22 protein-coding genes are annotated in these 26762 nt (G+C 73.0%); 13 read left to right on the top strand and 9 right to left on the bottom strand.

All coding sequences use genetic code 11. The features are described from left to right. Positions 1 to 444 (top strand): IS5 family transposase (locus F0L46_RS22700; RefSeq protein WP_149821897.1); only part of this gene is annotated, 444 nt, incomplete at its 5' end. 123 nt (positions 445 to 567) lie between these two features. Here F0L46_RS22700 and F0L46_RS22695 read toward each other — a convergent pair. From F0L46_RS22695 to F0L46_RS22675, 5 genes are all read right to left on the bottom strand, one after another. Next, positions 568 to 1113 (bottom strand): hypothetical protein, encoded by a 546-nt coding sequence (locus tag F0L46_RS22695; RefSeq protein WP_149821896.1) that lies wholly within the window; start codon positions 1111 to 1113, stop codon positions 568 to 570. A gap of 104 nt (positions 1114 to 1217) precedes the next feature. After that, a complete protein-coding gene (locus F0L46_RS22690; RefSeq protein ID WP_149821895.1) occupies positions 1218 to 2342 on the bottom strand; it encodes a hypothetical protein in 1125 nt (374 codons plus the stop codon). A 111-nt stretch (positions 2343 to 2453) separates the two neighbouring features. After that, a complete protein-coding gene (locus tag F0L46_RS22685) occupies positions 2454 to 3260 on the bottom strand; it encodes a methyltransferase domain-containing protein (protein WP_149821894.1) in 807 nt (268 codons plus the stop codon). 251 nt (positions 3261 to 3511) lie between these two features. Continuing rightward, positions 3512 to 4330 carry a helix-turn-helix domain-containing protein gene (locus tag F0L46_RS22680; RefSeq protein WP_240540119.1) on the bottom strand — a complete coding sequence of 273 codons (819 nt, stop codon included), beginning with the start codon at positions 4328 to 4330 and terminating at the stop codon, positions 3512 to 3514. Positions 4331 to 4399: 69 nt separating this feature from the next. Then, positions 4400 to 5293 (bottom strand): glycine betaine ABC transporter substrate-binding protein, encoded by an 894-nt coding sequence (locus F0L46_RS22675; protein WP_149821893.1) that lies wholly within the window; start codon positions 5291 to 5293, stop codon positions 4400 to 4402. A gap of 99 nt (positions 5294 to 5392) precedes the next feature. On the opposite strand from F0L46_RS22675, the gene F0L46_RS22670 reads away from it, so the two are divergent. The 6 genes from F0L46_RS22670 to F0L46_RS22645 all read left to right on the top strand — a co-directional run bounded on the left by F0L46_RS22670 (position 5393) and on the right by F0L46_RS22645 (position 12171). Then, entirely contained in the window at positions 5393 to 6061 is a 669-nt protein-coding gene (locus F0L46_RS22670; RefSeq protein ID WP_149821892.1) for an ABC transporter permease, read from the top strand. 252 nt (positions 6062 to 6313) lie between these two features. Next, positions 6314 to 7453: an ABC transporter ATP-binding protein gene (locus tag F0L46_RS22665; protein ID WP_149821891.1), complete on the top strand. Its 1140-nt coding sequence runs from the start codon at positions 6314 to 6316 to the stop codon at positions 7451 to 7453. Continuing rightward, on the top strand, positions 7450 to 8193 hold the full coding sequence (locus F0L46_RS22660) for an ABC transporter permease (protein ID WP_149821890.1): 744 nt from the start codon (positions 7450 to 7452) through the stop codon (positions 8191 to 8193). The genes F0L46_RS22665 and F0L46_RS22660 overlap by 4 nt, the downstream gene beginning before the upstream one ends. A gap of 125 nt (positions 8194 to 8318) precedes the next feature. Further along, positions 8319 to 9152, top strand: coding sequence for a class I SAM-dependent methyltransferase (locus F0L46_RS22655; RefSeq protein ID WP_149821889.1), 834 nt, complete (start codon positions 8319 to 8321; stop codon positions 9150 to 9152). Between the two features lie 100 nt (positions 9153 to 9252). Further along, positions 9253 to 9882, top strand: a complete 630-nt coding sequence (locus tag F0L46_RS22650; RefSeq protein ID WP_149821888.1) for an HAD hydrolase-like protein — start codon at positions 9253 to 9255, stop codon at positions 9880 to 9882. A 186-nt stretch (positions 9883 to 10068) separates the two neighbouring features. After that, positions 10069 to 12171, top strand: a complete 2103-nt coding sequence (locus tag F0L46_RS22645; RefSeq protein ID WP_149821887.1) for an ABC transporter ATP-binding protein/permease — start codon at positions 10069 to 10071, stop codon at positions 12169 to 12171. Positions 12172 to 12410: 239 nt separating this feature from the next. Here the strand turns inward: F0L46_RS22645 and flgH are convergent, their stop codons facing one another. The 4 genes from flgH to flgF are packed head-to-tail and all read right to left on the bottom strand — an operon-like array spanning position 12411 to position 15767. Further along, positions 12411 to 13154, bottom strand: coding sequence for a flagellar basal body L-ring protein FlgH (flgH, locus tag F0L46_RS22640; protein WP_149821886.1), 744 nt, complete (start codon positions 13152 to 13154; stop codon positions 12411 to 12413). 17 nt (positions 13155 to 13171) lie between these two features. Continuing rightward, positions 13172 to 14203 (bottom strand): flagellar basal body P-ring formation chaperone FlgA, encoded by a 1032-nt coding sequence (gene flgA / locus F0L46_RS22635; RefSeq protein ID WP_149821885.1) that lies wholly within the window; start codon positions 14201 to 14203, stop codon positions 13172 to 13174. A gap of 6 nt (positions 14204 to 14209) precedes the next feature. Beyond that, positions 14210 to 15004 carry a flagellar basal-body rod protein FlgG gene (gene flgG, locus F0L46_RS22630; RefSeq protein WP_149821884.1) on the bottom strand — a complete coding sequence of 265 codons (795 nt, stop codon included), beginning with the start codon at positions 15002 to 15004 and terminating at the stop codon, positions 14210 to 14212. Between the two features lie 22 nt (positions 15005 to 15026). Then, the gene (flgF, locus tag F0L46_RS22625) at positions 15027 to 15767 is read right to left on the bottom strand and encodes a flagellar basal-body rod protein FlgF (RefSeq protein ID WP_149821883.1); all 741 of its coding nucleotides are present in this window, start codon (positions 15765 to 15767) and stop codon (positions 15027 to 15029) included. A gap of 738 nt (positions 15768 to 16505) precedes the next feature. On the opposite strand from flgF, the gene fliL reads away from it, so the two are divergent. The 6 genes from fliL (at position 16506) to F0L46_RS22595 (ending at position 26577) form a co-directional block, all read left to right on the top strand. Beyond that, entirely contained in the window at positions 16506 to 16988 is a 483-nt protein-coding gene (gene fliL / locus F0L46_RS22620) for a flagellar basal body-associated protein FliL (RefSeq protein ID WP_149821882.1), read from the top strand. A gap of 12 nt (positions 16989 to 17000) precedes the next feature. Next, positions 17001 to 18215: a flagellar motor switch protein FliM gene (fliM, locus tag F0L46_RS22615; RefSeq protein ID WP_149821881.1), complete on the top strand. Its 1215-nt coding sequence runs from the start codon at positions 17001 to 17003 to the stop codon at positions 18213 to 18215. A 5-nt stretch (positions 18216 to 18220) separates the two neighbouring features. Further along, positions 18221 to 18697 carry a DUF6468 domain-containing protein gene (locus F0L46_RS22610; RefSeq protein ID WP_149821880.1) on the top strand — a complete coding sequence of 159 codons (477 nt, stop codon included), beginning with the start codon at positions 18221 to 18223 and terminating at the stop codon, positions 18695 to 18697. Then, complete coding sequence (locus F0L46_RS22605; RefSeq protein WP_149821879.1) at positions 18694 to 19467, top strand: MotE family protein; 774 nt, start codon at positions 18694 to 18696, stop codon at positions 19465 to 19467. The genes F0L46_RS22610 and F0L46_RS22605 overlap by 4 nt, the downstream gene beginning before the upstream one ends. A 606-nt stretch (positions 19468 to 20073) precedes the next feature. Then, positions 20074 to 23475, top strand: coding sequence for a tetratricopeptide repeat protein (locus tag F0L46_RS26330; RefSeq protein ID WP_188312098.1), 3402 nt, complete (start codon positions 20074 to 20076; stop codon positions 23473 to 23475). A gap of 123 nt (positions 23476 to 23598) precedes the next feature. Next, the gene (locus tag F0L46_RS22595; protein WP_149821878.1) at positions 23599 to 26577 is read left to right on the top strand and encodes a PAS domain-containing protein; all 2979 of its coding nucleotides are present in this window, start codon (positions 23599 to 23601) and stop codon (positions 26575 to 26577) included. The last annotated feature ends 185 nt before the right edge of the window (positions 26578 to 26762 follow it).

The following is a 26762-nucleotide window of genomic DNA, read 5'->3' as shown; positions in this document are numbered from 1 at the left end:
GGCGGCCCGCGCGGCACCGATGCCGCCAAGCGGGTGAAAGGGCGCAGGCGCCACATCGTCACCGACACGGGCGGCCTCGTGCTGCAGGCCAGCGTGCATCCAGCCAACATCCAGGACAGCCATGGTGCCGTGCCGCTCCTGCGGGCCCTGCACGGGGGCCGGCCGGGCCTGCGCCAGGTGCTCGCCGACCGGGTCTACCGCGGCCCCAAGCTTCTCGCCGCGCTCGCCGATCTGGGACACTGGACCATCACCATCGTCCAGCGCCCGCCCGGCGTGAAGGGCTTCCAGCTCCTGCCCCGGCGTTGGGTGGTGGAGCGCACCTTCGCCTGGCTCGGCCGCAACCGCCGCCTAGCCAAGGACGTCGAGGCCTCCATCGCCAGCGCAGAAGCCTGGCTCTGGCTCGCTCACGTCAAGCTCCTCACCCGACGCATCGCACGCCGCTGACATTCCGGGCCAGCCTCTCAGGACGAGGGTGGAGAGTTGGCCCTACGTCTGGGTAAGCCTTTCGGAACGGAAGATAGAGGGGGGAGAACCGCCCCATCCAGGGCGGGCCTCCACGCGCTCCGCTCAGCCCTCGTTGATGAAAGCGTCGACGATCTTGCCGCCCGAATCGACCACGCAGGTCATGCGCGCCATGCGAACCTCGTAGCCGCCGGGCCGCGCATAGGTGATCCTCATCTCGACGGGCCCCTGATAGCGCCCGCCGGCGATGCGCCGGTGCGGACCGGCCGAGACCGCTTCGACCTCGCGCGCCCCGATCTTGGCGGCCTCGCTCTGCACCACGTTCCGGCATGCCTCGACGGTGCGGTTCGGGCCCTCGGCCGCCACGAGCGGGCGCCCGAGGCTCGCGAGCGCGACGCGGCTGCCGCGCACATATCCCGTCTGCGGCACCCAGGCGAGCGCCGTCTCCTCCCGCGCCTCCGATTGGATCGTCACGGGCGAGATCTGCCAGGGCATCTGCCACGAGGCCGCCGACTCGCTCGGGGTCGGCGCGGCCGCGACGGCGATGCTGGCCGTCACGAGCGGGGCCTCCTGCCGCGCGAGGGGGCTGACGCAGGCCGACACGGCCAAGGTCGCGGCAAGAACCGGGAGCATGGAAACGATGCGGTGCATGGGGCGATCCTCAGGGCTGTGCGGCATTGGCGGAGGAACGCCCACGCTTCGATTTGGTTCAGCGCGGCCGTGCGCGAACGGACCTGACGCGCGCGACCGAGGCCCTAGAAGTCGCTCGGGCGCAGCACCGAGGGCAGCGAGAACGGCTTGGTCGCGCCCTCGCGCGGGGCGGCTTTCGGCGCGGGCCGCGCCGGGCGCGGGGCAGGTCGCCTGGGAGCCGCCGTCGAGCCGGTGGTCTCCTCGGGCGCGCGGCGGGGCGCGGGCCTCGCCGCACGCGGCGGGCCGCGGCCGCCCGGGGCCGCCTCGCGGGTTGCGGGACGGCGGATCGAGGGCGTGCGGGCTGCGGGCCGCTCCGGCTCGGCGGTCTCCTCGGGCTCGGCCCGGCGGACGGGCGCCGGCGGCTCCGGCGCGACCTGATCGAGATCGTCCCGACGGGCCGGCGGGAGGGGCGGCGGCTCGGGCGCCGCCTCGGCGCGGGGGGCCTCGGGCACGGGCGGCGGCGGCTCGGGCTCGGCACGGGGCGCAGCGGCTGGGGGCTCCGGTGCCGCCTGCGGCTCGGGACGCAAGGCGGGGATCTCGGGGGCGCTCTCGACGGGAGGCGGCGGCGGGATGTCGACGCGCGGTGCGGGGGCTGCGGGCTCCGGCGGGGGCACGACGGCCGGGGGCACCTCCGGCGGCAGGCGCAGGACGGGCTCGGGCGGCGGAACCTGAGCGGGTTCCGGCACGGGCGGCATGGGGAGGGCCGACATCGGCGGTGGCGGACCCTGGCTCGCCGGGAGAGGCGGAACGTCAGGGGTGCCCACCGGCGGCGGCTCGGGGACGGTCGGCTCCGGCGGGGCAGTGGGCTTCGGCGGGCGCGCCTCCAATGGGGCCGGGGCCGGCGGGCTCACGGGCGGCGGCGTCGCGGGAGCGCGCTCCACCGGAGGGGGCGCGGGGCGAGGGGCGATCACGGGCGGCGGGGCGGGGATCCGCTCGGCCGGAGCCCGGGGGATGGGTGCCGCCGGGGGAGGCGGGGCGATCTCGCGAAGGGGAGCGGGCGGCGTGGGGTGCGTGGCGCCCGGGCGCAGGCTGAACCACATCGCGGCAAGGGCGCCGAGAAGAAAGAGGCCCGCGAGGATCGGCGGGAGGATGCGGCGGGCGGGGCCGGGCGAGCGCAGGCGCGTGGCCGGCTCGAGCGGGCCTGGCCTGATCGAACCTGGGCGCAGCTGAATCGGCGATCGGAGGGGCATGCTCGCATCTCTGATCGCATGCCTTGATACACAGCGCGGAAACGCGGACACGCGACAAGGGGCCAACCCCCGGAAACGGCCATGGTTCCGGCCGAGCTCCGGTCCCGCGCCTCAGGCCTTGCGCGCGACCCCCTTGAAGAACGTGTAGCAGAGGGTGCCGTCGGGCTCCGTGGTGCGGTGAAGGGCCCGGATCCCGTCGTCGAACTCGTCCCGCGAGAGGAGGCCCGCGGCCAGCGCGGGCTCGCGCACGCCCTCGATCATCGCCGTGAAGGTGCGGCGCGTGAAGCCGTCGACGAGACCGGGGCGGCTGCCGTCCACGTAGACCATGCGCGGGGACACGTGGACGTCGCGCAAGCCGGCGGCGCGCATGAGCGGGTAGACCTCCCGCCCGATGAGCGCGTTGCCGCCGCCCCGGCGCTGAAGCTCGACCTGCGCGGCGATCGCGCGGCTCGCCGCCTCGCTGGCCGGGTGGAAATAAGCGGAGCCGTGGTCGCCCTCGATCACGGTCATCGTGCCGCCGGGCTTCAGGCGGCGGGTGAGCGCCGCGAGGGCGTCGAGCGGGCGGGGCAGATGCTCCAGGACGAAGCAGACGAAGACGTGGTCGAAGGCGTCCAGGTCGGGGGGCAGGTCGAGGAGGTCGGCCTGCCGAAACGCGACGTTGCCGATCCCCGCCGCTGCGACGGCGCCCCTCGCCTGCGCGAGCGAGGCCGCCGAGACATCGATCGCGGTGATCCGCGCGCCGGGGCTGTTGCGGGCGAGCGTGACGGTCTGGGCGCCGACGCCGCACCCGGCCTCGAGCACCGTGCTCCCGTCCGGGTAGGCGGTGTCGGCGTGGAGAAGCGCGACGAGGGTCGCGGCCTGGTCCTGCAGGCGCACGCTCTCGAGCGCGTCGTATCCGTGAACGTAGGGTTGGCTCATCGTGGGGCCTCCGAGGTCGCGCCCGTTGTGGGGCGCTGCACCAGGGGGCGTCTTGAACGAAATTGAAGCCTCTCGGGGGCGGGCGGATCCCTCCGCCCCCTCATGCTGAGGAGCGCTCGAAGAGTGCGTCTCGAAGCACGCACCACATGCGTGAGCCGGAGGGAGACCGCTGGACCACCCTTCGAGGCCCTGCTCCGCAGGGCACCTCAGGACGAGGTTGGAGGGTGGGGCCAGCCCACTCCCCCACCCCATTACCCCAGCGCCGCGCGGTAGCGTCCGGGGGTGATGCCGAATTGGCGGACGAAGGCGCGGGTGAGGTGGCTTTGGTCGCAGAATCCCGACGCGAGCGCGGCTTCGGCGGGAGGCAGGCCCCGCGCGATGAGGCGGCGGGCGAGGCGGACGCGGGCCTGGACCAGATAGGCGTGCGGCGTGATGCCGACCTCGCGCACGAAGCCCCGCAGGAGGCCGAACCGGGTGGTGCCCGACAGGGCGGCGAGCTCGGCGAGGGAGGCGGGGAGCTCCGGCGCTTCGTCGAGCCGCTTGCGGGCCCGCGCCACGCCCGGGCTCGGCTCGGGTCCGCGCGGCGGCTTCACAATGTGGCGGCGCAGGAGGTGGGCCAGGGTGCCGACCAGCGCCTCCTCCCGCGCCAGGGGCTCGGCGCCGGGCTCGGTGAGGCGGGCGAAGGCGTGGTGGAACGCCCCGGCGAGGCGGGGGTCGCGGGCCACGGGGCGGACGATCTCGATCTCGGCCGCGGTCTCGTCCGCGAGCTCCGCCGCCATGAGGGCGGGGTCGAGATAGAGCATGCGCCAGCCGCGCACCCCGCCGTCGAAGGGCATCCCGTCGTGGATCTCGCCGGGATTGACCATGATCACGTCGCCGGGCCCGGCCTCGACGGCGCCGATCCCGCTCCAGGAGCGCTGCGCCCCGAAGCTCAGGACGCCGATGCCGAACCCGTCATGGGAATGGCGCGGGAAGTGGTGATCGGAGGCGATGGTCATCGCCTCGAGGCCGGCGAGCGAGGAGCGGTGCCCCTCGACGCGATGCCGGCGCGGGTGTCGGGAGGGGGGCAAGCGGCGCTCCGGGCGGACGATGTCCGCTGAGTCTAGGGCGCCCCAGCCGCGGCCTCAACGGCCCCTAGGTCACTGGACGAGCCGCTGCTCCTTCAGGAAGTCGGCGGCGACCTGGCGGACGTCGCGCTTGTCCACGTCGACGGCGGCGTTGAGGCCGCGCATGACGTCCTCCGTGAGGCGGCCCGAGAGGTCCTCCAGGAGGGGCCCGAGCTGCGGGTTCGCGTCGAGGGCCGCCTTGCGGGCGACGGGGGCCAGCACGTAGCTCGGGAAGAAGCCCTTGTCGTCCTCCAGCGTCGCGAAGCCGAAGGCCTTCACGCGCCCGTCGGTGGAGAGCACGACCGCCGTCTCGACCCGGCCCTGGCGCAGGGCCTCGTAGGTGAGGCCCGGATCCATGAGCACGAGGCCGGTGCGGGGATAGGTGAAGCCGTAGGCCTTCTGGAGGCCGACGAGGCCGTCGTCGCGGCGGGCGAACTCGCCGTCGGTGGCAAGCTTCAGGCGCTCGCTCTCCACCACCTTGGCGAGGTCGCTGATGGTGCGAAGCCCGCGCTTGCGGGCCTCGTCCCCCTGCAGCGCGATCGAGTAGGTGTTGTTGGCGGTGGTGGCCTTGAGCCAGACGAGGCCCTTCGCGCCGTCGAGCTCGCGCACCCGCTCGTAGGTCTGCGCCGGGGAGAGGCGGTCCGTGACCTTGTTGTACACGACGAGCGAGGTCCCCGTGTACTCCCAGTAGACGTCGACCTCGCCGTTCTCCTGCGCCTGGCGCAGGAGCGCGCTCGCGAGCCCGTCCTTCTTGTCCGCCTTGATGCCCTTCGCGGCCAGCAGCTGCGCGGTCATCTCGGCGAGAACCAGCTGCTCGGTGAAGTTCTTGCCCCCCACCACGATGGGCTTGGACTGGGCATGAGCCTGGGCGAGGCTCGCCACGAGCGCGGCGGCGAGAAGGGTCAGGCGAAGCGGGAACGGTCGCATGCGGGGCTCCGGGACGGGGGAAAAGCGCTGAGCTTTCCGGCCCGCATGCAACGCTAAGCTCGGCAAGATCGTTCACATGCGCCATCATCGGGCCAGAGCATGCCGATCCTCGCCTATGCCCTCGACAACTGGGACCTGATCCTGCGGCTCACGGGCCAGCATGTCGGCCTGGTGCTCACGGCCCTGGGGGCCGCGACGGCGACGGGCGTGCCGCTCGGGATCGCGCTCGCCCGCCGGCCCGCCATCGCGGGCGCCGTGATCGGGGCCCTGAGCGCCCTCACGACGGTGCCCTCCATCGCGCTGTTCGGGCTCCTCCTGCCGATCCTCGCGATCGTCGGCCAGGGCATCGGCCCGCTGCCCGCCGTGATCGCCGTCTTCCTCTATGCGCAGCTTCCCATCGTGCGGAACACGGTGGCGGCGATCTCGGGCGTCGACCCGATGCTTCGGGACGCGGCGCGGGGCATGGGCATGACCCGGCGCCAGCGCCTTCGCCGGGTGGAGCTTCCGCTCGCCGTGCCGGTGATCCTCGCCGGCATCCGCACGGCGCTCGTCACCAATATCGGCGTCATGACCATCGCGGCCTATGTCGGGGCAGGGGGGCTCGGCGTCCTCATCAGCCGCGGCATCAGCCAGACCGACCCGCGGCAGCTCGTCACGGGAGCCCTGGCCGTGAGCCTCCTCGCCGTCCTGGCGGACTTGAGCGTTCTCGCCGTGCAGCACCGCCTCTCGCGGCGGGCGCCCGTCCGGCTGGAGGCTGGTCATGGGTGAGGGGGGACCGGAGCGGCTTCGCCGCGGCTTCCTGCGCTGGATCCCGGATCGGCGCCCCGCTTCGCGGGGCTTGTCCGGGAAAGTGGGGGAGGGTGGCAGCACGGTCTCCGGAACCTCCCAGCCCACTTTCCCGGACAAGAGGAGCGCAGGCGTCAGCCGGAGCGGATCGCAGATCCGGGATCCAGCCTCGGAAAGAACCGCCGCGCAGCGGCTCCGCATCAACCCGCTCCATCGTCCCCCGGAGGCCCGCCCATGATCTCGTTCCAGGCCGTGAGCAAGCTCTACGGCGACACGGCCGCCGTGCGCGACGTGAGCTTCGAGGTGCCGACGGGCGAGCTCTGCGTCCTGCTCGGGCCCTCGGGCTGCGGCAAGACCACCCTCATGCGGATGGTCAACCGGCTGGTGCCGAAGACCTCCGGGCGCATCCTCGTGGACGGGGAGGACGTGGACGCCCTTGACCCGGTCGCCCTGCGCCGGCGCATCGGCTACGTGATCCAGCAGATCGGCCTGTTTCCGAACATGACCGTGGAGGAGAACATCCGCGTGGTGCCCGACCTCCTGGGCTGGAGCGCGGCCCGGGGGCGGCAGCGGGCGCGCGAGCTCATGGATCTCCTGGCGCTGGATCCGGGGCTCCTCGCCCGCTACCCCGCCGAGCTCTCGGGCGGTCAGCAGCAGCGGGTGGGCGTGGCCCGGGCGCTCGCCGCCGATCCGCCGATCCTCCTCATGGACGAGCCCTTCGGCGCCGTGGACCCCGTGAACCGCGCCGCGATCCAGGAGGAGTTCCTCGCGCTCCAGAAGCGCCTGCGCAAGACCGTGATCTTCGTGAGCCACGACATCGACGAGGCCCTGCTCCTGGGCTCCCGCATCGCCGTCATGCGGGCGGGCGAGCTCGTGCAATGCGACACGCCCGACGCGCTCCTGGCCCGGCCCGCCGACGCTTTCGTCTCGTCCTTCGTGGGCGAGGACCGGGTCCTGCGGCACCTGCGCCTCCTCACGGTGGCGGACGTGCTCGTGGCCGAGCCCGCCGCCGACGCGGCGGCATCCTTGAGGCCCGATGCGCCCGTGCGCGAGGCAGCGGCCCTGATGGAGCAGGCGGGCCGGACCGATCTCGTCGTCGTCTCGTCCGACGGCCGGGCCGCCGGGCGCCTGCGCCTGGAGAGCGTGCGCGAAGGGGCGGAGGGGACCGTGCGCGACCACATGGAGGCGCTGGGCCCCGCCGTCTCGCCCGAGGACGACCTGCGCCACGCGGCCTCCTCCATGCTGGCGGGCGGCCTCGACGCCGTGCCCTGCATCGACCGCAACGGGCGGCTCGCCGGCTACGTCACCCCGCGCGGCATCGCGGGCGCCCTCAAGCGCCGCGCCGGCCGCCGCATGCCGCTCGCCGCCGAATGAGGGCCGCGGCCCTCAACGGACGGCTTGCGGGTCCGGCCCTCCTGGCGGGGCTCATCGGGCTTGCTGTGGCGGCGGCGCTCGCGGTGCGGCCCGCCTGGATCGGCGAGCTTGCCACCTACGGCCCCGACCTGCGCGCGCTCACGGCAGGCCACCTCCTCCTCGTCGGGATCTCGGCGGGTCTTGCCATCGCGACGGGGCTGCCGCTCGGGATCCTGCTCAGCCGGCCGGGCGCCGCGCGCCTGGCGGAGCCCGTCATGCAGGTGCTGAACGTCGGCGCCACGGTGCCCACCCTCGCGGTCCTCGCCCTGTCCATGAGCGTGCTCGGGATCGGCCTTCTACCGGCGCTGCTCACCCTGTGGCTCGCCACCCTGCTTCCCATCGTCCGCAACACCTATGCGGGCCTGCGCGGGGTGCCCGCGCCCCTCCTCGACGCGGCGGACGGGATGGGCATGACTGCGGCCGGGCGCCTGCGGCGGGTCGAGCTGCCGAACGCCGCGCCCGTGATCTTCGCGGGGCTCAGGACCGCGGTCACCGTGAACATCGGCGCGGCGCCGCTCGCCTCCCTCATCGGCGCGGGCGGGTTCGGCGACCTGATCTTCGCGGGCATCCAGCTCTACGATCCCGTCATGATGCTCGCGGGCGCGCTCGCCACCGCGGCCCTCGCGCTTGCGACCGACGGGTTCCTCGCCGCGCTCCAGCGCGCCTCGACGCCCCGCGGCCTGCGCCTGCGCGGGGCGTGAGGCGGCCGCTCGCGCCGATGTGAGCGCGGGCTGCGCGCCGGGCGTCCGCTCCCCCCTTTCCCCTAGGGCACTTTTCCACCATCCTCGCGCGTGCCGCGACCGGCCCCACCGGAGAAAGACGCCCCATGATTCCCGTCCGCACGCTCGCCGCCGCTCTCCTCGCCTCCGCGATCGCCGCAGGCTCTGCCGCCGCCCAGACGAGCGCGCCCGCGGCGACGCCATACGTCCCGCAGGTGGGGCAGCAGGGCAAGGATGTGGTGTGGGTGCCCACCCACGAGGCCCTGATCGAGCGCATGCTCGGCATGGCGCAGGTGACCCCCGCCGACTACCTCATCGACCTCGGCTCGGGCGACGGGCGCACGGTGATCGCCGCCGCCAAGCGCGGCGTGAAGGCGCTCGGCATCGAGTACAATCCCGACCTCGTGGCCCTCTCGAAGCAGAGCGCCGAGAAGGAGGGCGTCGCCGACAAGGCCAGCTTCGTCCACGGCGACATCTTCCAGACCGACTTCACGGGCGCGACCGTCCTCACGCTCTTCCTCCTGCCCGACCTCAACCGGCGCCTGCGCCCGACGATCCTCGAAATGAAGCCCGGCACCCGGGTGGTGTCGAACACCTTCGACATGGGCGAGTGGACCCCCGACCAGACCGTGTCGGCGGAGGGCGCCTGCACCAGCTATTGCCGCGCCCACAAGTGGATCGTCCCCGCCAAGGTGGGCGGCACGTGGCGCATGGGCGAGGGCGAGCTCGCCCTGACCCAGACCTTCCAGATGCTGTCCGGCACCCTGAAGACGGGCGACGCCAGCGTTCCCGTCACCGAGGCCCGGATGAACGGCGAGGAGATCGCCTTCAAGGCCGGCGACCGGGTCTATACGGGCCGCGTCAGCGGCGGCCGGATGGAGGGCCGCGTGCAGGGCGGGGGCGCCGAGGGCGCCTGGAACGCGACCCGCGCGGGCTCCTGACCCGTCGCCGGCGCCAGCCCTCGCGACCCGGCGCCGCCTTGACCATGGCGGCGCCGATCCGTAAACGGCCGCGCTCTTGAGCGAACACGAGAGCGTGTCCATGCCCTACCGGCTCGTCATCTTCGACTTCGACGGCACGCTTGCCGACAGCGCGGCGTGGTTTCACGGGGTCATCAACGGGGTGGCGCTCCGCTACGGCTTCAGAACCGTGTCGGACGAGGACATCCCGCGGCTGCGCCGGCAGGACAACCGGGCCATCATCCGGCACCTCGGCGTCCCGGCCTGGAAGCTCCCCTTCGTCGCCAACCACATGCGCGGCCTCGCGGCGCGGGATGCGGACCGCATCCGCCTGTTCGAGGGCGCGGAGGCGCTCCTGCGCGGGCTGAAGGAGCGGGGGCTCGTCGTGGCCGTGGTGAGCTCGAACCGCGAGGACAGCATCCGGCGCATCATGGGGCCCGAGGTGGCGGGGTTCGTGGACGTGTTCGCCTGCGGCGCCTCCCTGTTCGGCAAGGCGGCGAAGTTCGGGCGCGTGATGCGGCTCACCGGCATCGCGGCGCGGGAGACCATCGCCATCGGCGACGAGGCCCGCGACATCGAGGCGGCCACGCAGGCGGGCATCGCCTCGGGCGCGGTGTCCTGGGGCTACGCGGACCCGGACTTCCTGCGCGAGCGCTCACCGACGGTCCTGTTCGAGCGCATGGACGACATCGTGGGCGCCGTCGCGGCCTGAGACGGCTCGGGCCGATCACCCCGGCCATCGGGAACTCTCCCTGCGACACTGCGTCGAGGAACCGTCTCCGGCTTGCCTTGATGCCGCCACGGGGCGCATGGATTGCACGCCGGCGCATGACGGGCCCCTCCGGGCCTTCTGCGCCGCGTCGGCCTGGAGACCACAGTGGCATATCAGAACAACGGCATGCGATTGACCGCTTTCGCGCTCGTCGCCTACTCCCTCGTGGTGCTCGCCGTGGGGTCCATCGTCACCGCGGCCCTGCCGTTCTATGTGGGGCTCAGCGGTTTCGCGCTCGCGGGCATCGTCTTCGCCTCGCAGCGGATCTCCGCCTTCGTGCGGGTCTTCATCGGCACCTACGCGGCGGGCTTCGTGTTCCTGTCGTCGCTCATGCTGCTCGGCGGCCTCGGGATCCTGCCCGGCACGATCCGGGACATGCTGCCGCCCTCCTTCGTGGCGACCGCCGTCGTGGTGTTCGCGGGGCTGATCTACGGGGCGTCCTTCCTGCCCGTCATCCGCACCATCACCGCCATCGCCGACCCCTATTTCGAGTCGCAGGATCCCGCCTCCCGGGACAGCGGCCCCTTCACCTGGATGGGGCGCACGGAGGGGCGGATCGGGCGCCTGCTGGTCGCGCTCTCCATCGTCATCACCTTCAGCCAGGTGGCGCTCTCGATCCGCCTGAACCTCTGGTACCGGGACCTCTTCAACGCCCTGGAGCAGAAGAACGCCGACGCCTTCTGGTGGCAGCTCCTCGGCATCTTCATGCCGCTCGCCACGGTCTGGATCTCGATCGCGATCTACGACGTCTATGTCGACAATTCCCTGCGCATCCGCTGGCGCGCCTGGCTGACCCAGAGAACCTACGACCGCTGGCTCGACCGGGGCACGCATTACCGCATCCCCTTCGCGGGCGAGGCCGCCGACAACCCGGACCAGCGCATCCAGCAGGACATCTCCACCTTCGTCGTCCAGACGATGAGCCTGTCGATCCGCCTCCTGTCCCAGGCCGCGACCCTGGTCTCGTTCATCGTGATCCTGTGGGGCCTCTCGCGCGACTTCATCATCCCGGGCACCGAGATGGTGATCCCGGGCCTCCTGGTCTGGCTCGTGATCGGCTACGCGGTGGTGGGCACCTGGCTTACCCACCTCATCGGGCGCCCGCTCATCGACCTCGATTTCCGGCAGGAGAAGGTGGAGGCGGACTTCCGCTTCTCGCTGGCGCGCCTGCGCGAGTACAGCGAGCAGATCGCGCTCCTGCGCGGCGAGCGGGCCGAGACGGCCCGCCTCGATCATTCCTTCCGCCGGATCGTCGACAACTTCGTCCAGATCCTGTCGCGCAACATGAAGCTCACCACCTTCACGGCGGGCTATGCCCAGACGAGCGTGGTGTTCCCCTACATCCTGGCCGCTCCCTCCTACTTCCTGGGCAAGATCACGCTCGGCCAGTTCCAGCAGACGGCGAGCGCCTTCGCCCGGGTGGAATCGGCCCTGTCGTTCTTCATCACGGCCTACACCACGCTCGCGGCCTTCAAGGCGACCGTGGACCGGCTCACCACGTTCAACCTCGCCATGTCCGACGCCGAGGCGCTCGGGCGCTCCAGCGCCTCGCATCTGAGCGTGGCCGCCGAGCCCGGCGCGGACCTGCGCATCGAGCGGCTCCTGCTGGGGCTCCCCGGCGGCCGCTCCATCGCCCGCATCGAGGGCCTGACGCTGCGCCGCGGCCAGAGCGTGCTCATCACCGGGCCGTCGGGGTCGGGCAAGTCGACCCTGTTCCGGGCGCTCGCCGGCATCTGGCCGTTCGGCGAGGGCGCGATCCGCACGCCCGAGGGGGCCTCGATGATGCTCCTGCCCCAGCGGCCCTACCTGCCCACGGGCAGCCTTAAGGCGGCGGTGGCCTATCCCGGGATCGAGGACCAGTACACCGACGAGGAGGCGTCCGCCGCGCTGGAGGCCGTGCGCCTGCCGCATCTCGCCGCGCACCTGCACGAGACCGACAACTGGACGCAGCGCCTCTCGGGCGGCGAGCAGCAGCGGCTCGCGGTCGCGCGCGCCCTTCTCGCCCGGCCCGATTGGCTCCTCCTCGACGAGGCGACCGCGGCCCTCGACGAGCCCACCGAGGACGTCGTCTACCGCATGCTGGGCGAGCGCCTGCCCGGGACGACCCTCGTCTCCATCGGCCACCGCTCGACCCTGCGCGCCTTCCACGACCGGCAGATCGAGATGCGCCCCGGCGGCGACGGCCTGTCGCGGCCCGAGGACATGCGCCAGCCCGAGGCGGCGCAGTAGGGCGCTTGCCAGTGGGCCTTGAGGGTCTGGCCCGGAACGACGGGCTCCTCACCCGCTGGTCCTGACAGACCCCAATGCGGGGCCTCGAAGGGCACGCAAGCGCTCTCCGGACGGCTATGGCAATGACTCCGCAGGCCTCCTCGGCATGAGGGGAGGGGGAGCGGCCCCGGCGGGGAGACCGGGGCCGCGGGCGACCGGGCGGCGACAGGGGGGAGCGTGCCGGTCCGGTCGAAGGGGGATCAGAACGGCAGGAGGACGTCCATCACCTGCTGGCCGTAGCGGGGCTGCTGCACGTCGGTGATCTGGCCGCGGCCGCCATAGGCGATGCGGGCCTGGGCGATCTTGGTGGAATCGATGGTGTTGTCGGCCTCGATGTCCTCCGGCCGCACGATGCCGGCGACGATGAGCTCGCGCACCTCGAAGTTCACCCGGATCTCCTGCTTGCCCTCGACCACCATGTTGCCGTTGGGCAGGATCTGCGTGACCACGGTGGCGACGTTGGTGACGAGCTGCTCGGAGCGGCGGGTCGAGCCCGCGCCCACGCTCGACGAGTTGGACTGCGCCTTGACGAGCGCGTCCGCCTGGACGCCGTCGGGGAGCACCTTGCCGAGCTCGCCCTCGAAGCCGAACATGTTGCCGACGCCGAGATCCTCGCCGTTCTTGCGCGAGCGCTGGCTCTGGTTGTCGAACTGCGCCCGGTCGGTGACCCGCACCCGCACCGTCACGAGGTCGCCCACCTGCGTGGCGCGCTGGTCCTTGAAGAACGCGCGCGAGCCCTGGCGCCAGAGGGAGTTCGAGGCGAAGGAGGCGGGCTGCGGGTCGGGCATGGGGAGGCGGACCGGCTTGTAGCCGGGCTGGGCGGTGGGGTCCTCAATGGCCGAGAGCGCGGGGGCGCGGCCGATCTGGGCGAGGCGGTCCGTCGCCGCGCAGGCGCCGAGCGAGGCGGTGAGCGAGGCGAGGAGGAGGAGGCGGATCGGGGTCATGGCGTGGGCTCGCGGGATCAGGGACGCTGGGCGACGGGGCCGGGGGTCGCGGCCTGGACCGAGACCTTGCCCGGCGCCACGACGGTCGCCTGCAGGGTGCGCTTCGACTGGGGATTGGTGACGGAGACGACGTCGCCCTTGGCGCCGGCCTCGTTGGCGCGGCCGCGCAGGGTGAGCACGAGCCCCGGCACCTCGTAGACGATGGTGACGATCTCGCCGCGGGCCACGATCTCGGGCCGCTGGAGGTCGCCGTTGCGCAGGATGGAGCCCGCCGCCAGCGTGCGCCGCGCCGAGCGCCCGGCGACCTCGTTCCCGTCGACGAGGGCGTCGCCGGGAACCGAGGCGCGGGGGCGGCGCTCGACCGCGACGTCGCCCGCCTGCAGCGTGTCGCCGCGATTGAAGCCGCGCTGGAGCACCTGGACCTCCGCCATCTCGATGGCTTGGCCCGCGACCCGGGCGAGCATCCGCCCCTCGGTGCCGCGAAGCGCGATGCGGGCCGTGAAGCGGCGGGTGCGCGGATCGAAGGTGACGTCCTCGGCCACCAGCGCGGCGTCGTCCGCCACGGCCGGCACCGGGGGCGCGGCGCCGTCGAACAGGACGCCGAGCGTGCGGGCATCGACCTGGTGGCGCAATTCGAGCGCCGCCTTCACGGCCGCCTCGACCTCCGCCACGTCGACCCGCCGCCCCGCGCGCCGCACCGCGACCTGCGTGAGGCCCCGGGTCTCGACCGCACGAAGCCCATGGCGGGCCGCCGCTTCGAGGATGCGGGCCGCCTGGATCGTGCCGCTCTCGCCGAGCGCGGGCGCCCGGAAGACGGGGGTGCCGGCGAGCGCCTCGGGCGCCCCCTCGACGAGGTCGCCGAGCGTCACCACGTCGCCGCGGGCCGCGATCTCGGGACGCAGCGCGAGGGTGCCGGCGAGCACGGGCAGGGCGGCGAGGCAGACGAAGGCGACGGCGAGCGCGACGCGCAGCACCACGCCGCCGCTGAGGCCGTGCCGGCCGGCGGGATGGCGGCGGCGAAGCGCCGGGATGGTGGGTTCGATGATCATCGCGCGTCAGCCCCGGAACATCTGCGTGGTGGCGGAGAGCATCTGGTCGGCGGCGGTGACGACCTTGGAGTTCATCTCGTAGGCGCGCTGCGCCGCGATGAGGGAGGAGATCTCCGTCACGGCGTTGACGTTCGCCTCCTCCAGGAAGCCCTGCTGCAGGTTGCCGAAGCCCTCGGAGCCGGGATTGCCCTCGATCGCGGGGCCCGACGCGGCGGTCTCGACGAAGAGGTTGTCGCCGATCGATTCCAGGCCCGCCTTGTTGACGAAGCGGGCGAGCTGGATCTGGCCCACGTCGGTCGGCTGCGGGTTGTTGCCCGGCGGCACGTACTGCACGAGCCCGAGCGGGCTGATCGTCACCTTGGTGGCATTTTGCGGGATCGTGATCCCGGGCTCCACGAGGTAGCCCTCCTTGGTGACGAGCTGCCCTTGCGCGTCGAGGTTGAAGCCGCCGTCGCGGGCGTAGCCCGTGCGCCCGTCGGGCATGCGGATCCGGAACATGCCCTCGCCGCGGATGGCGAGGTCGTAGTCCTTCTCGGTCTGCGTGACGTTGCCCTGGGTCATGACCCGGGCCGTCGAGACCGTCTTCACGCCCGACCCGATCTCCACGCCCGCCGGCACCATCGTGCCCTGGTCGGAGGTGGCGGCGCCGGAGCGGCGCATGGTCTGGTAGAGCAGGTCCTGGAAATGGGCCTGCTGGCGCTTGTAGCCGGTGGTCCGCAGGTTGGCGATGTTGTTCGAGATGACCTGGACGTTGAGCTCCTGGGCCATCATGCCGGTGGCGGCGGTGTGCATCGCGCGCATGGGCTGGTTCCTTCTTTGTGGCTCAGGCGGCTTCGGACAGGCGCTGGATGGCGGCGCGGCGCAGCTCGTCCATCTTGGAGAGCATGCCGGCGACGCCCGCATAGGAGCGGTTCACCTCCATGAGGCGGGACATCTCCAGCACCGGCTTCACGTTGGAGCGCTCGACGGCGCCGGGCTCGATCCGGCTCGTGGCGCCCGCGGGCTGGGCCTGCGCCGTGGAGGAGAACAGGTTCGCGCCCTCGTTCTTGAGCGACTGCCCGTCCGCGAAGCGCACGAGGCGCAGGCGGCCGCGCACGCCCTGGTTCGAGGAGATCGTCCCATCCGCGCCGATCACGAGGCCCGATTCCTGCGGGGTGATCGCGATGGCGCCGTTCTCGCCCTGCACCACGTGGCCGTCGCTCGTGACGAGCTGGCCTTGCGGGTTGATCTCGAAGGCGCCGTTGCGGGTGAAGCGCTCGCCCTGCGCGGTCTGCACCACGAAGTAGCCGTCGCCCTTGATGGCGGCGTCGAGGGGGTTGCCCGTACGCTCGATCATGCCCGCCGAGGTGTCGAGCGGCGTCCCCGCGTCGATCACGTAGGACAGGCGCTGGTCCGGCCGCTGGAAGGCGTCGGCCCGCGCGGTCGGCATCAGGTGCTCGGCGAAGCGCGACTCGCGCGCCTTGAAGCCGTTCGTGTTGACGTTCGCCATGTTGTTGGCGATCACGTCGAGCTCACGGGCGAGCGCCACCTGGCGCGACAACCCGATGAGAAGCGCGTTCTCCATGAACCGCCCCCGTCCTTCCTCGATCCCCACCGGCTCCTCGACGCTCCCCAGCGCGGACCCGGCATGAGGGGTGTTGCATGGGGCGTGCCAGGTTGGTGGGGGATGGGAAAAATGAACCCAGACAGAGGCTTAGGTAGAGGAGCCGTCGGGCGGGGCACGGCGCATAGGCGGTTCGCGGCAGTTCCGTCCAGGCAAATCCTGCCGACCGCCACGCGCTCCCGTGTCATCCCCGGCCGGAACCGGCCGCAGGTCGGTGGAGGGGAAGGGGATCCAGCATAACTTGATGTCGCGAAGCGACGCCTCTTGCCCGTCCAGGGCCCGTTGCGGGCCAAGGCGTGCCGCTACGCGGCAAGATTATAGCGCTGGATCCCCTTCCCCTCCGGCGGACAAGCCGCCTCCGGCCGGGGATGACAGGGGTTGCGCACTCCACGAGTCATCCCCGGCTGGAGCCGCGTAGCGGCGGAAGGGAAGGGGATCCAGCACATCTTGATGTCGCGAAGCGACGCCTTTTGCCCGTCCAGGGCCCTTATCGGGCCAACGCGTGCCGCTCCGCGGCAGCATCATTGTGCTGGATCCCCTTTCCCTCCACTCGCTTCGCGAGTTCCGGCCGGGGATGACACGGGACCCCCCCCAACCCGGCAAAAAGTGCCGTGCTTAACGCGCCATTAACCGTGATCGCGGGAAGGTGGAGCATGGCGCAGACCCCGGGCGAGGGGCGCATCCGAGGGGCCGGACGGCATGGCGAAGAAGGACACCAGCGAGGACGAGGCGCCCGACGGCGAGGCCAAGCCCAGCCGCCGCAAGTTCGTCATCGGCGGCGCGGTCGCGGTGCTGGCCGCGGCGGGCGGCGGGGGCTGGTTCTTTCTCGGCCGCGGCAAGCCGCATGCGGACGAGAAGCCCGTCAAGAAGGCCGTGGCGTTCCTCGACGTGCGCGAGATGGTGGTGAACCTCGCCCCCGAGCCCAACCAGGAGCGCTCGCGCTTCCTGAAGTTCAAGGTGGCGCTGGAGGTGAACGATCCGCTCCTCGTGAAGGAGATCACCCCCATGCTGCCTCGCGTCGAGGACGCCTTCCAGGTCTTCGTGCGCGAATTGCGGGCCTCCGACCTGGAGGGTTCGGCGGGGGTCTACCGCCTGCGCGAGGAGCTGCTCCGCCGGGTCAACGTCGCCCTGCACCCGGTGCGGGTCGACGCGGTGCTCTTCAAGGACATCGTCGTCCAGTAAGGAGACCCCGCGATGGCCGACGACGACGCGATCGAGGACGATTGGGCGGCAGCCCTCATCGAGCAGAACGAGAAGGGCGGGGCCGGGGACGGCCTCGAGGACGATTGGGGCGCGGCCCTTGCCGAGCAGGGCGTCTCGGGGGCCGCGAGCGACATGGCCGCCGAATGGGCGACCATGATCGACGAGAGCATGGCCGACGACTCGCCCGACATGGCGGGCGCCGACCGGGTGCTCAACCAGGACGAGATCGACCAGATCCTCGGCTTCTCGCAGCACGAGACGTCGGCGACGGGCGCGGGCGGTATCCGCGCCATCGTGGACTCGGGCGTCGTCTCGTACGAGCGCCTGCCGATGCTCGAGATCGTGTTCGACAGGATGGTCCGCCTCCTGTCCACGAGCCTGCGCAACTTCTTCCAGGACAACGTCGAGGTGACGCTGGACAACATCACCTCGGTCCGGTTCGGCGACTACCTCAACTCGATCCCGCTGCCCGTGCAGCTCGCCGTGTTCCACGCCGAGGCCTGGGACGGGACGGGCCTCGTCACGGTGGAATCGAACCTCGCCTATTCGGCCCTCGATCTCCTGCTGGGCGGCAAGCGCGGCGGCTCGGCGACGCGCCTCGACGGGCGGCCCTTCACCACGATCGAGACGCAGCTCGTCAAGCGCATGGTGGAATTGGTGCTCGCCGATTGCGAGGCCTCCTTCGCGCCGCTCTCGCCGGTGCGCTTCAACGTCGACCGCATCGAGACGAACCCGCGTTTCGCCACCATCACCCGGCCCGCCAACGCCGCGATCCTCATCGACCTGAAGCTCGACATGGAGGGCCGCGGCGGCCTGCTCCAGATCCTGTTTCCCTACGCCACCATCGAGCCCATCCGCGACCTGCTGCTGCAGAGCTTCATGGGCGAGAAGCTCGGGCGCGACTCGATCTGGGAGAGCCACCTCGCCACGGAGATCTGGCAGGCGGACGTGGAGATCGAGGCGGTGCTGCACGAGGTGCGCCTGCCCTTGAAGCGCGTCCTGTCCCTGGAGGTCGGCGACACGCTCATGTTCGACTCGCGCCCGAACGAACTCATCACCCTGCGCTGCGGCGACTGGACCCTCAGCCAGGGCCGCGTGGGGCGGGTCGACGACAAGATGGCGGTGCAGGTCGTGCGCCCCTTGCGGCGCTCGCGCACCACGCTCGCGGCCTTCGAGGCCTCGATGAAGAACAACAAGGACGGCTGACCCGCATGAGCCCTGTGATCCTCCTCCTCGCCGACGCCCTCGTCGCGGTGCTGCTCGCGGCCACCATCGTGACCTCGGTGGGGCTGTCCCGGCGCATCGCGCGGCTCAAGGCGGACGAAGCGGCGCTTCGCGCCACCATCGGCGAGCTCATGCAGGCGAGCGGCACGGCGGAGCGCGCGATCCAGGGCCTGCGCTCCACCCTCCAGGACTGCGACCGGACGCTCGCCGAGCGTCTTCGCACCGCCGAGCGCTACGCCGCCGATCTCGCCGAGCAGGTGGAGGCGGGCGAGACCGTGATGGGCCGCATCATGCAGATCGTCGAGACCTCGCGGCGCGCGGTCGGCGCCCCCGAGCCCGCACGCGAGGCTCCCCCGCCGCCTGCCCCCGCGCCGGAGGACCGCGTCAGCGCGGCCGCCGCGGCGGCCCAGGCCCTCGCCGACCGGGCCGCGAGACGCCTCGAAGCCCGGACCGGCGCCGCATGAGCGGACGCCTGCGCCTCGTCGACGCGGTGGCCGTGGCGGCCCTGACGCTGCTCGGGCTCAAGGGGCTGGATTTCGCCCTGAAGAGCCCGGCGCCGTCGGCCGTCCCGGCCGTGGCGTCGGCCGACGCGCCGGGCTTCGCCCGCGTCCTCGCCCATGCGCGGACCAACTACGTGCCGCCCGAGGTCGTCGCGACGGGCGCCACCCCCGACAAGGCGGAGCCGAAAGCCGACCCTAAGACCGCCGACGCGAAGCCCGCCCCAAGCCCGCGCCCCGCCGACGCTATCCCGGCCGCCTCCTCGCCCGCCGAGCGCGCGCTCCTGGAGCGGCTCGGCGAGCGGCGCGAGGAGCTCCAGCTGCGCGCCCGCGACCTCGACATGCGCGAGCGCCTGCTCGAGAACGCCGAGAAGAAAATCGAGGGCCGCATCAACGAGCTGAAGACCATCGAGGACCGGGGCGAGGGTCCGGGCGCGCGCAAGCCCGAGGCCGACACGGCGATGAAGAACCTCGTCCTCATGTACGAGACCATGAAGCCCAAGGACGCCGCCCGCGTCTTCGACCGCCTGGCCCACGACGTCCTCGTGCCCGTCGTTCTCCAGATGAACCCCCGCAAGATGGCGGAGGTCCTCGCCGTCATGTCGCCGGAGGCCGCCGAGAAGCTCACCGTCGCCCTTGCCAACCGCTCGCGCGCCCCCGCGCCGGAAAAGGCCGCCGCCCCGCAGCCGCTGAACGAGCTCCCGGCGATCGATTCCCCGCCGCGGCGGGGGCCGTAGGGCGCGTGGGACCGAAGCTGCGGGGACGATATCTGTAAGTGAACTGCAGAGCTTTCGGCTCGTGCTCCTTCCATACCCGGTAGAGAGGGCGCGCATGCCCCTCTCAACAGACATCCAGAGATCTCCATCGAGACTGCCGATGATCCCTCTCCCCCCTTGCGGGGGAGAGATGGAGAGTGGGGTGCGGCGCGCCGGCGCCGCGACCACACACCGGTCGAGCGATCACTTGATCGTTCGGTCGCGCGGCGAGGCTATCGCCTCGCCGACCCCCCTCTGCCCCTGACGGGGCATCTCCCCGCAAGGGGGGAGAGGGCGCGCACGCCCGTCTCACCTTGCTTCCAGAGATCTGGATCGCTGATGCCCGAGATCCCTCTCCCCCCTTGCGGGGGAGAGATGGAGAGGGGGGTGCGGCGCGACAGCGCCGCCTTCACGCTCGTCGCCGCGATCGGCACCCGACGGGGCGCTTCCCCGCACGGCGAGCACACGCCCCGATTAAGCACCCCTTCACCCCGATCCCTTAAAACAAGGGCCGAATCCGCCCGCCTGGGCGGGCGGCGGGAGCGGCGGGCGTTGCGGGAGGAGGGGCCAGGACTGGGCGAGCGGGTGGTGGCGGGGCTCTCCCGGCTGCTGGTCGTGCTCGCCTTCGCGGCCCTGTTCACCCTCGTCGGCGTCGCCTCGTCGCGAGCGGGCGCCGTCACGGTGCGCGGCGCGGAGATGAGCCGGTTCGGGCGCATCGAGCTCGTGTTCGAGCGCCCCGTGAAGGTCACGGCGCGGGTGTCGAACGGCATCCTCGTGGTGGGCTTCGGGGAGGCCTCCGCCCTGCGCACGGAGCGGCTCGGCGTCGAGATGCCGGCCTACGTGTCGAACGTGCGCCGCGACCCCGACGGCACCGGCTTTCGCGTCGCCCTCAACGCCGCCTACCGGCCGAACGTGCTGGAGGCCGGCGAGCGGGTGTTCATCGACCTCCTGCCCGAGACCTGGACCGGCCTGCCGCCCTCCCTGCCGCCCGACGTGGTGGCGGAGCTCGTGCGCCGGGCGCAAGTCGCCGAGGCGAAGTCGCAGGCCGAGGCCATGCGCCGCAAGGTCGAGATCCCGAAGCCGGTGGCGATGCACGTCGCCGTGCTGCCGACGCTCACCCGCATCGTCTTCGAGCCGCCCGGCGTGGTGCCGATCGACTTCAAGGCCGAGGGCGAGGCCGTGGAGCTGCGCTTCGACGGGCCGCTGACGCTCGACGCGAGCGACGCCCGCGCCAGGCTGCTGGGCCAGGTCCGCGGCCTCACGGGCGAGACCTTGGGCGGAACCCTCGTGGTGCGCCTCCAGCTGGAGCCCGGTCGCACGGCGCGGGGCTTTCGCGAGGACGAGACCTACGTGGTCGACATCGAGCGTCCGCCGACCAAGGCGCCCGAGCCCGCGCCGGACGCCGCCAAGGCGGCGTCCGAGAAGCCCGCCCCCGAGAAGCCCGCGCCCCGACCCTCCTTCTCGGCCAACGCCGCCCGCGAGGGCGCCCGCGAGCCGGCGGCGCCCGTCCGCGAGGCGCCGAAGCCCGCTCCCGAGAAGCCCGCGCCACGCCCGCCCGCCCCCGAGCCGGTGCGCGCCGGCGCGACGCTCGGGCGCGAGGGGCTTCAGATCGTGTTCCCCTTCAAGGGCCGCACCGCCGCCGCCGCCTTCGAGCGCGCCGGCCTCGTGACCCTCGCGTTCCACACCCCCGACAGCGTCGCCGTGCCGGGCCTGCCCCCCGGGGCCGAGCGCATCGCGGGCGCCGCCGAGGTGGCGCGCGAGGGCTCCTTCGCCGTGGTCCGGATGCCGCTCGCCAGCCCCGCCACCGTGCGCCTGAGCCCCCGGGGCGAGGCGTGGGTGCTCGATCTCGGGGCGGACGCGCAATCGCCCGCCGAGCCCCTGTCGGCCGCCCGCGCCGTCGACGAGAACGGCCGCACGGCCCTCGTCATCCCCGTGCGCGACGCCTCCGGCGTCCACTGGCTGGAGGGTGGGGGCGAGCGCATCGCCCTCGTCACGGCGTTTCCTCCTGCGCGCGGCACGGCGAAGCCCCAGCGCTTCACCGAGGTCGAGCTCCTGCCCACCGCCCACGGCTTCGCCGTGCGGGCGATCGCCGACGACGTCACGGTGCGCACCGACCTCGACGGCGTGACCATCGCCCGGGGCTCGGGCCTCACCCTCACCCTGCCGGGCATGGAAGCGCGCGGCGAGGGGGCGAACGCGCCCCCGGCCGATCCCGCCATCGCCCGCGGGCCCTGGGATGCCGACCGCGAGGGCCCGGTGCGGGAGCGCCAGCGGGCGCTCCTCGACCGCGTCGCCCGCGCCTCCCGCTCCGACCGGACGGGCGCCCGCCTCGACCTCGCGCGCTTCCTCCTGGCGAACGACCTGAACCACGAGGCGCACGGCATCCTGGCCTATGCGGTGGTGGATGAGCCGACGCTCGCCGACGACCGCATCGTCGCCCTGCTCCAGGCCGCCGCAGCGGTCCAGATCCGCCGCACCGACGAGGCCCGCCGCCTCCTGGGGCGGCCCGATCTCGGCGACGATCCCGAGGGCATCCTCTGGCGCGCCGTCATGGACGCCCGGGCCGAGCGCTGGGGCCCGGCCCTCACGGGCTTCCGCCGTGCCGCGGGCGCCCTCGACGCCTACCCGGACGCGCTCCAGGCCCGCATGCGGCTGCTGGCGGCGCGCGCCGGGATCGAAATGCGCGACATGACCTATGCCGAGAACGAGCTGCGCGCCGTGCGCGGCCTCGACCCCGGCGTGGTGCCGCGCGACGAGCCCGAGCTCCTGCGCGCCCGCCTCGACGAGGCGCTGGGCCGCAAGGAGGTGGCGATCTCGCTCTTCCGGCGCATCGCCGAGACCGCCGAGCGGCCGCTCGCGGCGGAGGCGACCTTGCGCTGGCTCGACCTCGCCACGGCGGAGGGCGTGATGGACGCCGCCGAGGCGGTGGCGCGCTACGAGACGCTCGCGGTGGCCTGGCGCGGCGACGGCATCGAGATCGCGGCGTTGGGGCGGCTCGGGCGCCTCTACGCCGAGGCCGGCCGCTGGCGCGAGGCCTTCGTCACCGCCCGCCAGGCGAACCGGATCTATCCCGACCACGAGATCACCCGGGGGCTGCACGAGGAGACGGCGCGGCTCTTCGACGAGCTGTTCCTGTCGGGCCGGGGCGAGACCTTGACCCGGCTGGAGGCGCTGGGCCTCTTCTTCGATTTCAAGGACTTCCTCCCCATCGGCCGCCGGGGCGACGAGATCGTGCGCCGCCTCGCCGACCGCCTCGTGGAGCTCGACCTCCTGGCCCAGGCCGGCGACCTGCTCCAGCACCAGGTCGACAACCGCCTGAACGGCGCCGCCCGCGCCACCGTGGCGGCGCGGCTCGCCACGATCCGCCTCATGGACGGAAAGCCTGCCGCGGCACTGGCCGCCCTGCATGCAAGCCGCCTGCCCGAGCTGCCGCGCACCGTGAAGCGGGCCCGTATGCTGCTGGAGGCGCGCGCGCTCTCCGACCTCTCCCGCACCGATCTCGCCCTGGAGGTGCTCGCCGACGAGCGCGGCCCCGAGGTGGACCGGCTGCGCGCCGACGTGCTGTGGACCGGCCGGCGCTGGCGCGAGGTGGGAGAGGCGCACGAGGCGCTCGCGGGCACCCGCTGGCAGGGCCCCGAGCCGCTTGCCGAGCGCGACCGCACCGACGTGATGCGGGCCGCGATCGCCTACGCGCTGGGCGACGAGCCCATCGCGCTCGACCGCCTGCGGGCGAAGTTCGCGCCGAAGATGGCGGATTCGAGCGACGCCGCGGGCTTCGCCGTCCTGACCCGCCCGGGCGCCGCTCCCACCCGCGCCTTCCGCGACATCGCCCGCCGGGTCACGAGCGCCGATACGCTGGCCGACTTCCTCGCCGAGTATCGCCGCCGCTATCCCGACGCCGCCGCGACCGAGCGCCCCCGCCGCGCTCCCCAGCCCGAGCCCGCCCCGCAGGTCCAGGGCGCGGCGCCGGAGCCTGGGCGCCGGGGCTGAGAGGGCGGCCGGGAGGTCCGCTGGACGGCCGGTGCGGGAGTCGGATAGGAACCGGCCCGGGGCCCCCTAGAACCAAGAACAGCACCGCCCGTGTCATCCTCGTCGGTTACCCGTGGCGGCGCCATGTCCACGCGCGCGCGGCTCATCCTGCTCGTGACGGCGGTCCTCGTGCCGCTGGTCGCCTTCGCGGCGATCCTGCTCGCGCGTTATTCGGCGGGCGAGCAGGAGCAGTACCGCGCCGATGCGGCGGAGCTCGCCCGGCGCATCTCGGCCGCCGTCGACCGCGAGCTCACGGGGCTCGGCGCGGCTCTGGAGGCGCTCGCCACCTCGCCGGCGCTCGCGCCCGGCGGCAGCCTCGCGGCCTTCGACGCCCAGGCCCGCGCCGTCCTGCGCACCCGAGGCACCTTCGTCGCCATGCGCGACCGCACGGGCCAGCAGATCGTCAACACCGCCCTGCCGCCGGGCGCGCCGCTGCCGGTGAGCACCGATCCGGTCATCCTCGCCGTCGACCGGGACGTGTTCGAGACCGGCCGCACCGTCGCCTCGGACCTCTACACCGGCCGGGCGACGGGACAGCTCCTGGTGCTCGTCGCCACGCCCGTGCTCCGGGACGGGGTGCCGGCCTATTCCCTCAACATCGCCCTCGACCCCGCCCGCCTCGCCGAGATCCTGGCGATGGGCTCGCCGCCCGAGTGGACCATCGCCCTCGTGGACCGGCGCGACCGGATCATCGCCCGGGGGCGCCAGCACGAGCGCTTCGTCGGCCGCGAGGCGACGCCGGACCTGCGGGCCCAGGCCACGGGGGAGGGCGGCCTGTGGACCGGCGCGACCCTGGAGGGCACCCCCGTGCTCGGCGCCTACGCCCGCTCCGCCCTGTCGGGCTGGCGCGTGGCGGTGGGCGTTCCCTCCGACGTGGTCGCGGGGCCGCTGCGGCGGCTCACCCTCGTGCTGCTGGGGCTCGCGGCGCTGGTGCTCGGCCTGTCGGGCGCGCTCGCGGCCTGGTTCGCCCGCGGCATCGCCGGGCCGCTGGTGCAGCTCGCCGACGCGGCGAAGCGCCTGGGGCAGGGCGGCCCCGTCCCGCCGGTCGCCACGGGCCTGCGGGAGGCGAACGACATCGGCGCCGCGCTCGCCGCCGCCTCCACCGCCCTGCGCGACCGCGAGGCGGCTTTGCGCGAGAGCGAGGCCCGGTTCCAGGCCATCGCGGATTCCATCGACCAGCTCATCTGGTCGACCCGGCCCGACGGCTTCCACGACTACTACAATGCCCGCTGGTACGAATATACCGGCGTGCCCGAGGGCTCGACCGACGGCGCGGCCTGGAACGACATCTTCCACCCCGACGACCAGGAGCGCGCCTGGGGCGCCTGGCGCCGCTGCCTCGCCACGGGCGAGCCCTACCACATCGAGTATCGCCTGCGGCACCGCTCGGGGGAGTATCGCTGGGTGATCGGCCGGGCGCTGCCGGTGCGCGACGAGGCCGGGCGGATCGTGCGCTGGTACGGCACCTGCACGGACGTGCAGGCCCTGAAGGCCGCGGAAGCGGCGTTGCGCGACCTCAACGCCAACCTGGAGGAGCGCGTCGCCGAGGCCACCGCCGAGCGCGACCTGGTGTGGCGCACGAGCCGCGACCTCTTCCTGATCTGTGGCCTCGACGGCCTTTACCGCAGCCTCAACCCCGCCTGGGAGGAGGCGCTGGGCTTTCGCCCGGCCGAGCTCGTCGGCACCCGCTTCGACGTTCTCGCCCATCCCGACGACGTGGCCGCGACGCGGGGCGCCTTCGAGCGGCTCGTCGCGGGCGAGTCGGTGCGCGACGTCGACATCCGCGTGCGGGCGAAATCGGGCGAGTACCGCTGGTACAGCTGGACCTGCATCCCGCAGGGCAGCCTGTTCCACGCCGCCGGGCGCGACATCACGGAGCGGCGCCAGCTGGAAGCGCAGCTGCGCCAGTCGCAGAAGATGGAGGTGGTGGGCCAGCTCACCGGGGGCGTGGCGCACGACTTCAACAACCTCCTCACCGTGGTGACGGGCCATCTCGACATGGCCCGCCGGCGCCTCGAGACGGGCCCCGCGGACCCGCGCCTGATGCGCAACATCGGCCACGCCCTGGAGGGGGCGCAACGCGCCGCGACGCTCACCCACCGCCTGCTGGCCTTCTCCCGCCAGTCCCCGCTCCAGCCGCAGGCCGTGGACCTCAACCGGGTCGTGGGCGGCATGTCCGACCTCATCCGCCGGACGCTCGGCGAGAACATCGCCATCGAGACCGTGACGGCGGGCGGGCTGTGGCAGGCGGAGGCCGACCTCAGCGGGGTCGAGAACGCGATCCTGAACCTGTGCGTCAACGCCCGCGACGCCATGCCCGACGGCGGCAAGCTCACCATCGAGACCGCCAACACCCACCTCGACGGGACCTATGCCGCGGTGGCCCGGGGCGACGTGAAGCCGGGCCAATACGCCATGATCGCCGTCTGCGACACAGGGGGCGGCATGCCCCCCGACATCCGCGACCGGGTGTTCGAGCCCTTCTTCACCACGAAGCCCGTGGGCAAGGGCACGGGCCTGGGCCTTTCGCAGGTCTACGGCTTCATGCGCCAGTCGGGCGGCCACGCGGCGATCTACTCGGAAATCGGCGAGGGCACGACGGTGAAGCTCTACTTCCCGCGCCTGCGCGGGGCGGGCGCGCCAGGCGCCGACGAGGCCGGGCCCGCCGAGCCCGCGATGGAGGAGGGCTTCGGCGAGACGATCCTCGTGGTCGAGGACGAGCCCATGGTGCGCGACTTCACCGTCGCGGCCCTGGAGGACGCGGGCTACCGCGTGCTCGCCGCGGGCGACGGCCCCTCGGGCCTCGCCCTCCTCGACGCCCATCCCGAGATCGCCCTCCTGTTCACCGACGTGGTGCTGGCGGGGCCCCTCAACGGGCGACGCGTGGCCGACGAGGCCCTGCGGCGGCGCCCGGACCTCAAGGTGCTCTTCACCACGGGCTACACCCGCAACGCCATCGTCCACCACGGCCGCCTCGACGAGGGCGTCGAGCTGATCTCCAAGCCTTTCACCGCGGTGAGCCTCGCCGAGAAGGTGGCGCGGGTGCTGGAGCGGGTGGACTGAGGAGAGGGGGTGCGGAGTTCCTCCACGCGCATCCCTGTCATCCCCGGCCGCAACTCGCGAAGCGAGTGGAGGGGAAGGGGATCCAGCACATCTTGATGTCGCGAAGCGACGCTCTATGCCCGTCCAGGGCCCTTTGCAGGCCCTAAGGAGCCGCTGACGCGGCAACATCGTCGCGCTGGATCCCC

It is taken from the genome of Salinarimonas soli (genome assembly GCF_008386575.1).
Classification (GTDB): domain Bacteria; phylum Pseudomonadota; class Alphaproteobacteria; order Rhizobiales; family Beijerinckiaceae; genus Salinarimonas_A; species Salinarimonas_A soli.
Note: the sequence above shows the minus strand (reverse complement) of the source record. Positions and strands in the feature narration are given on the sequence as shown.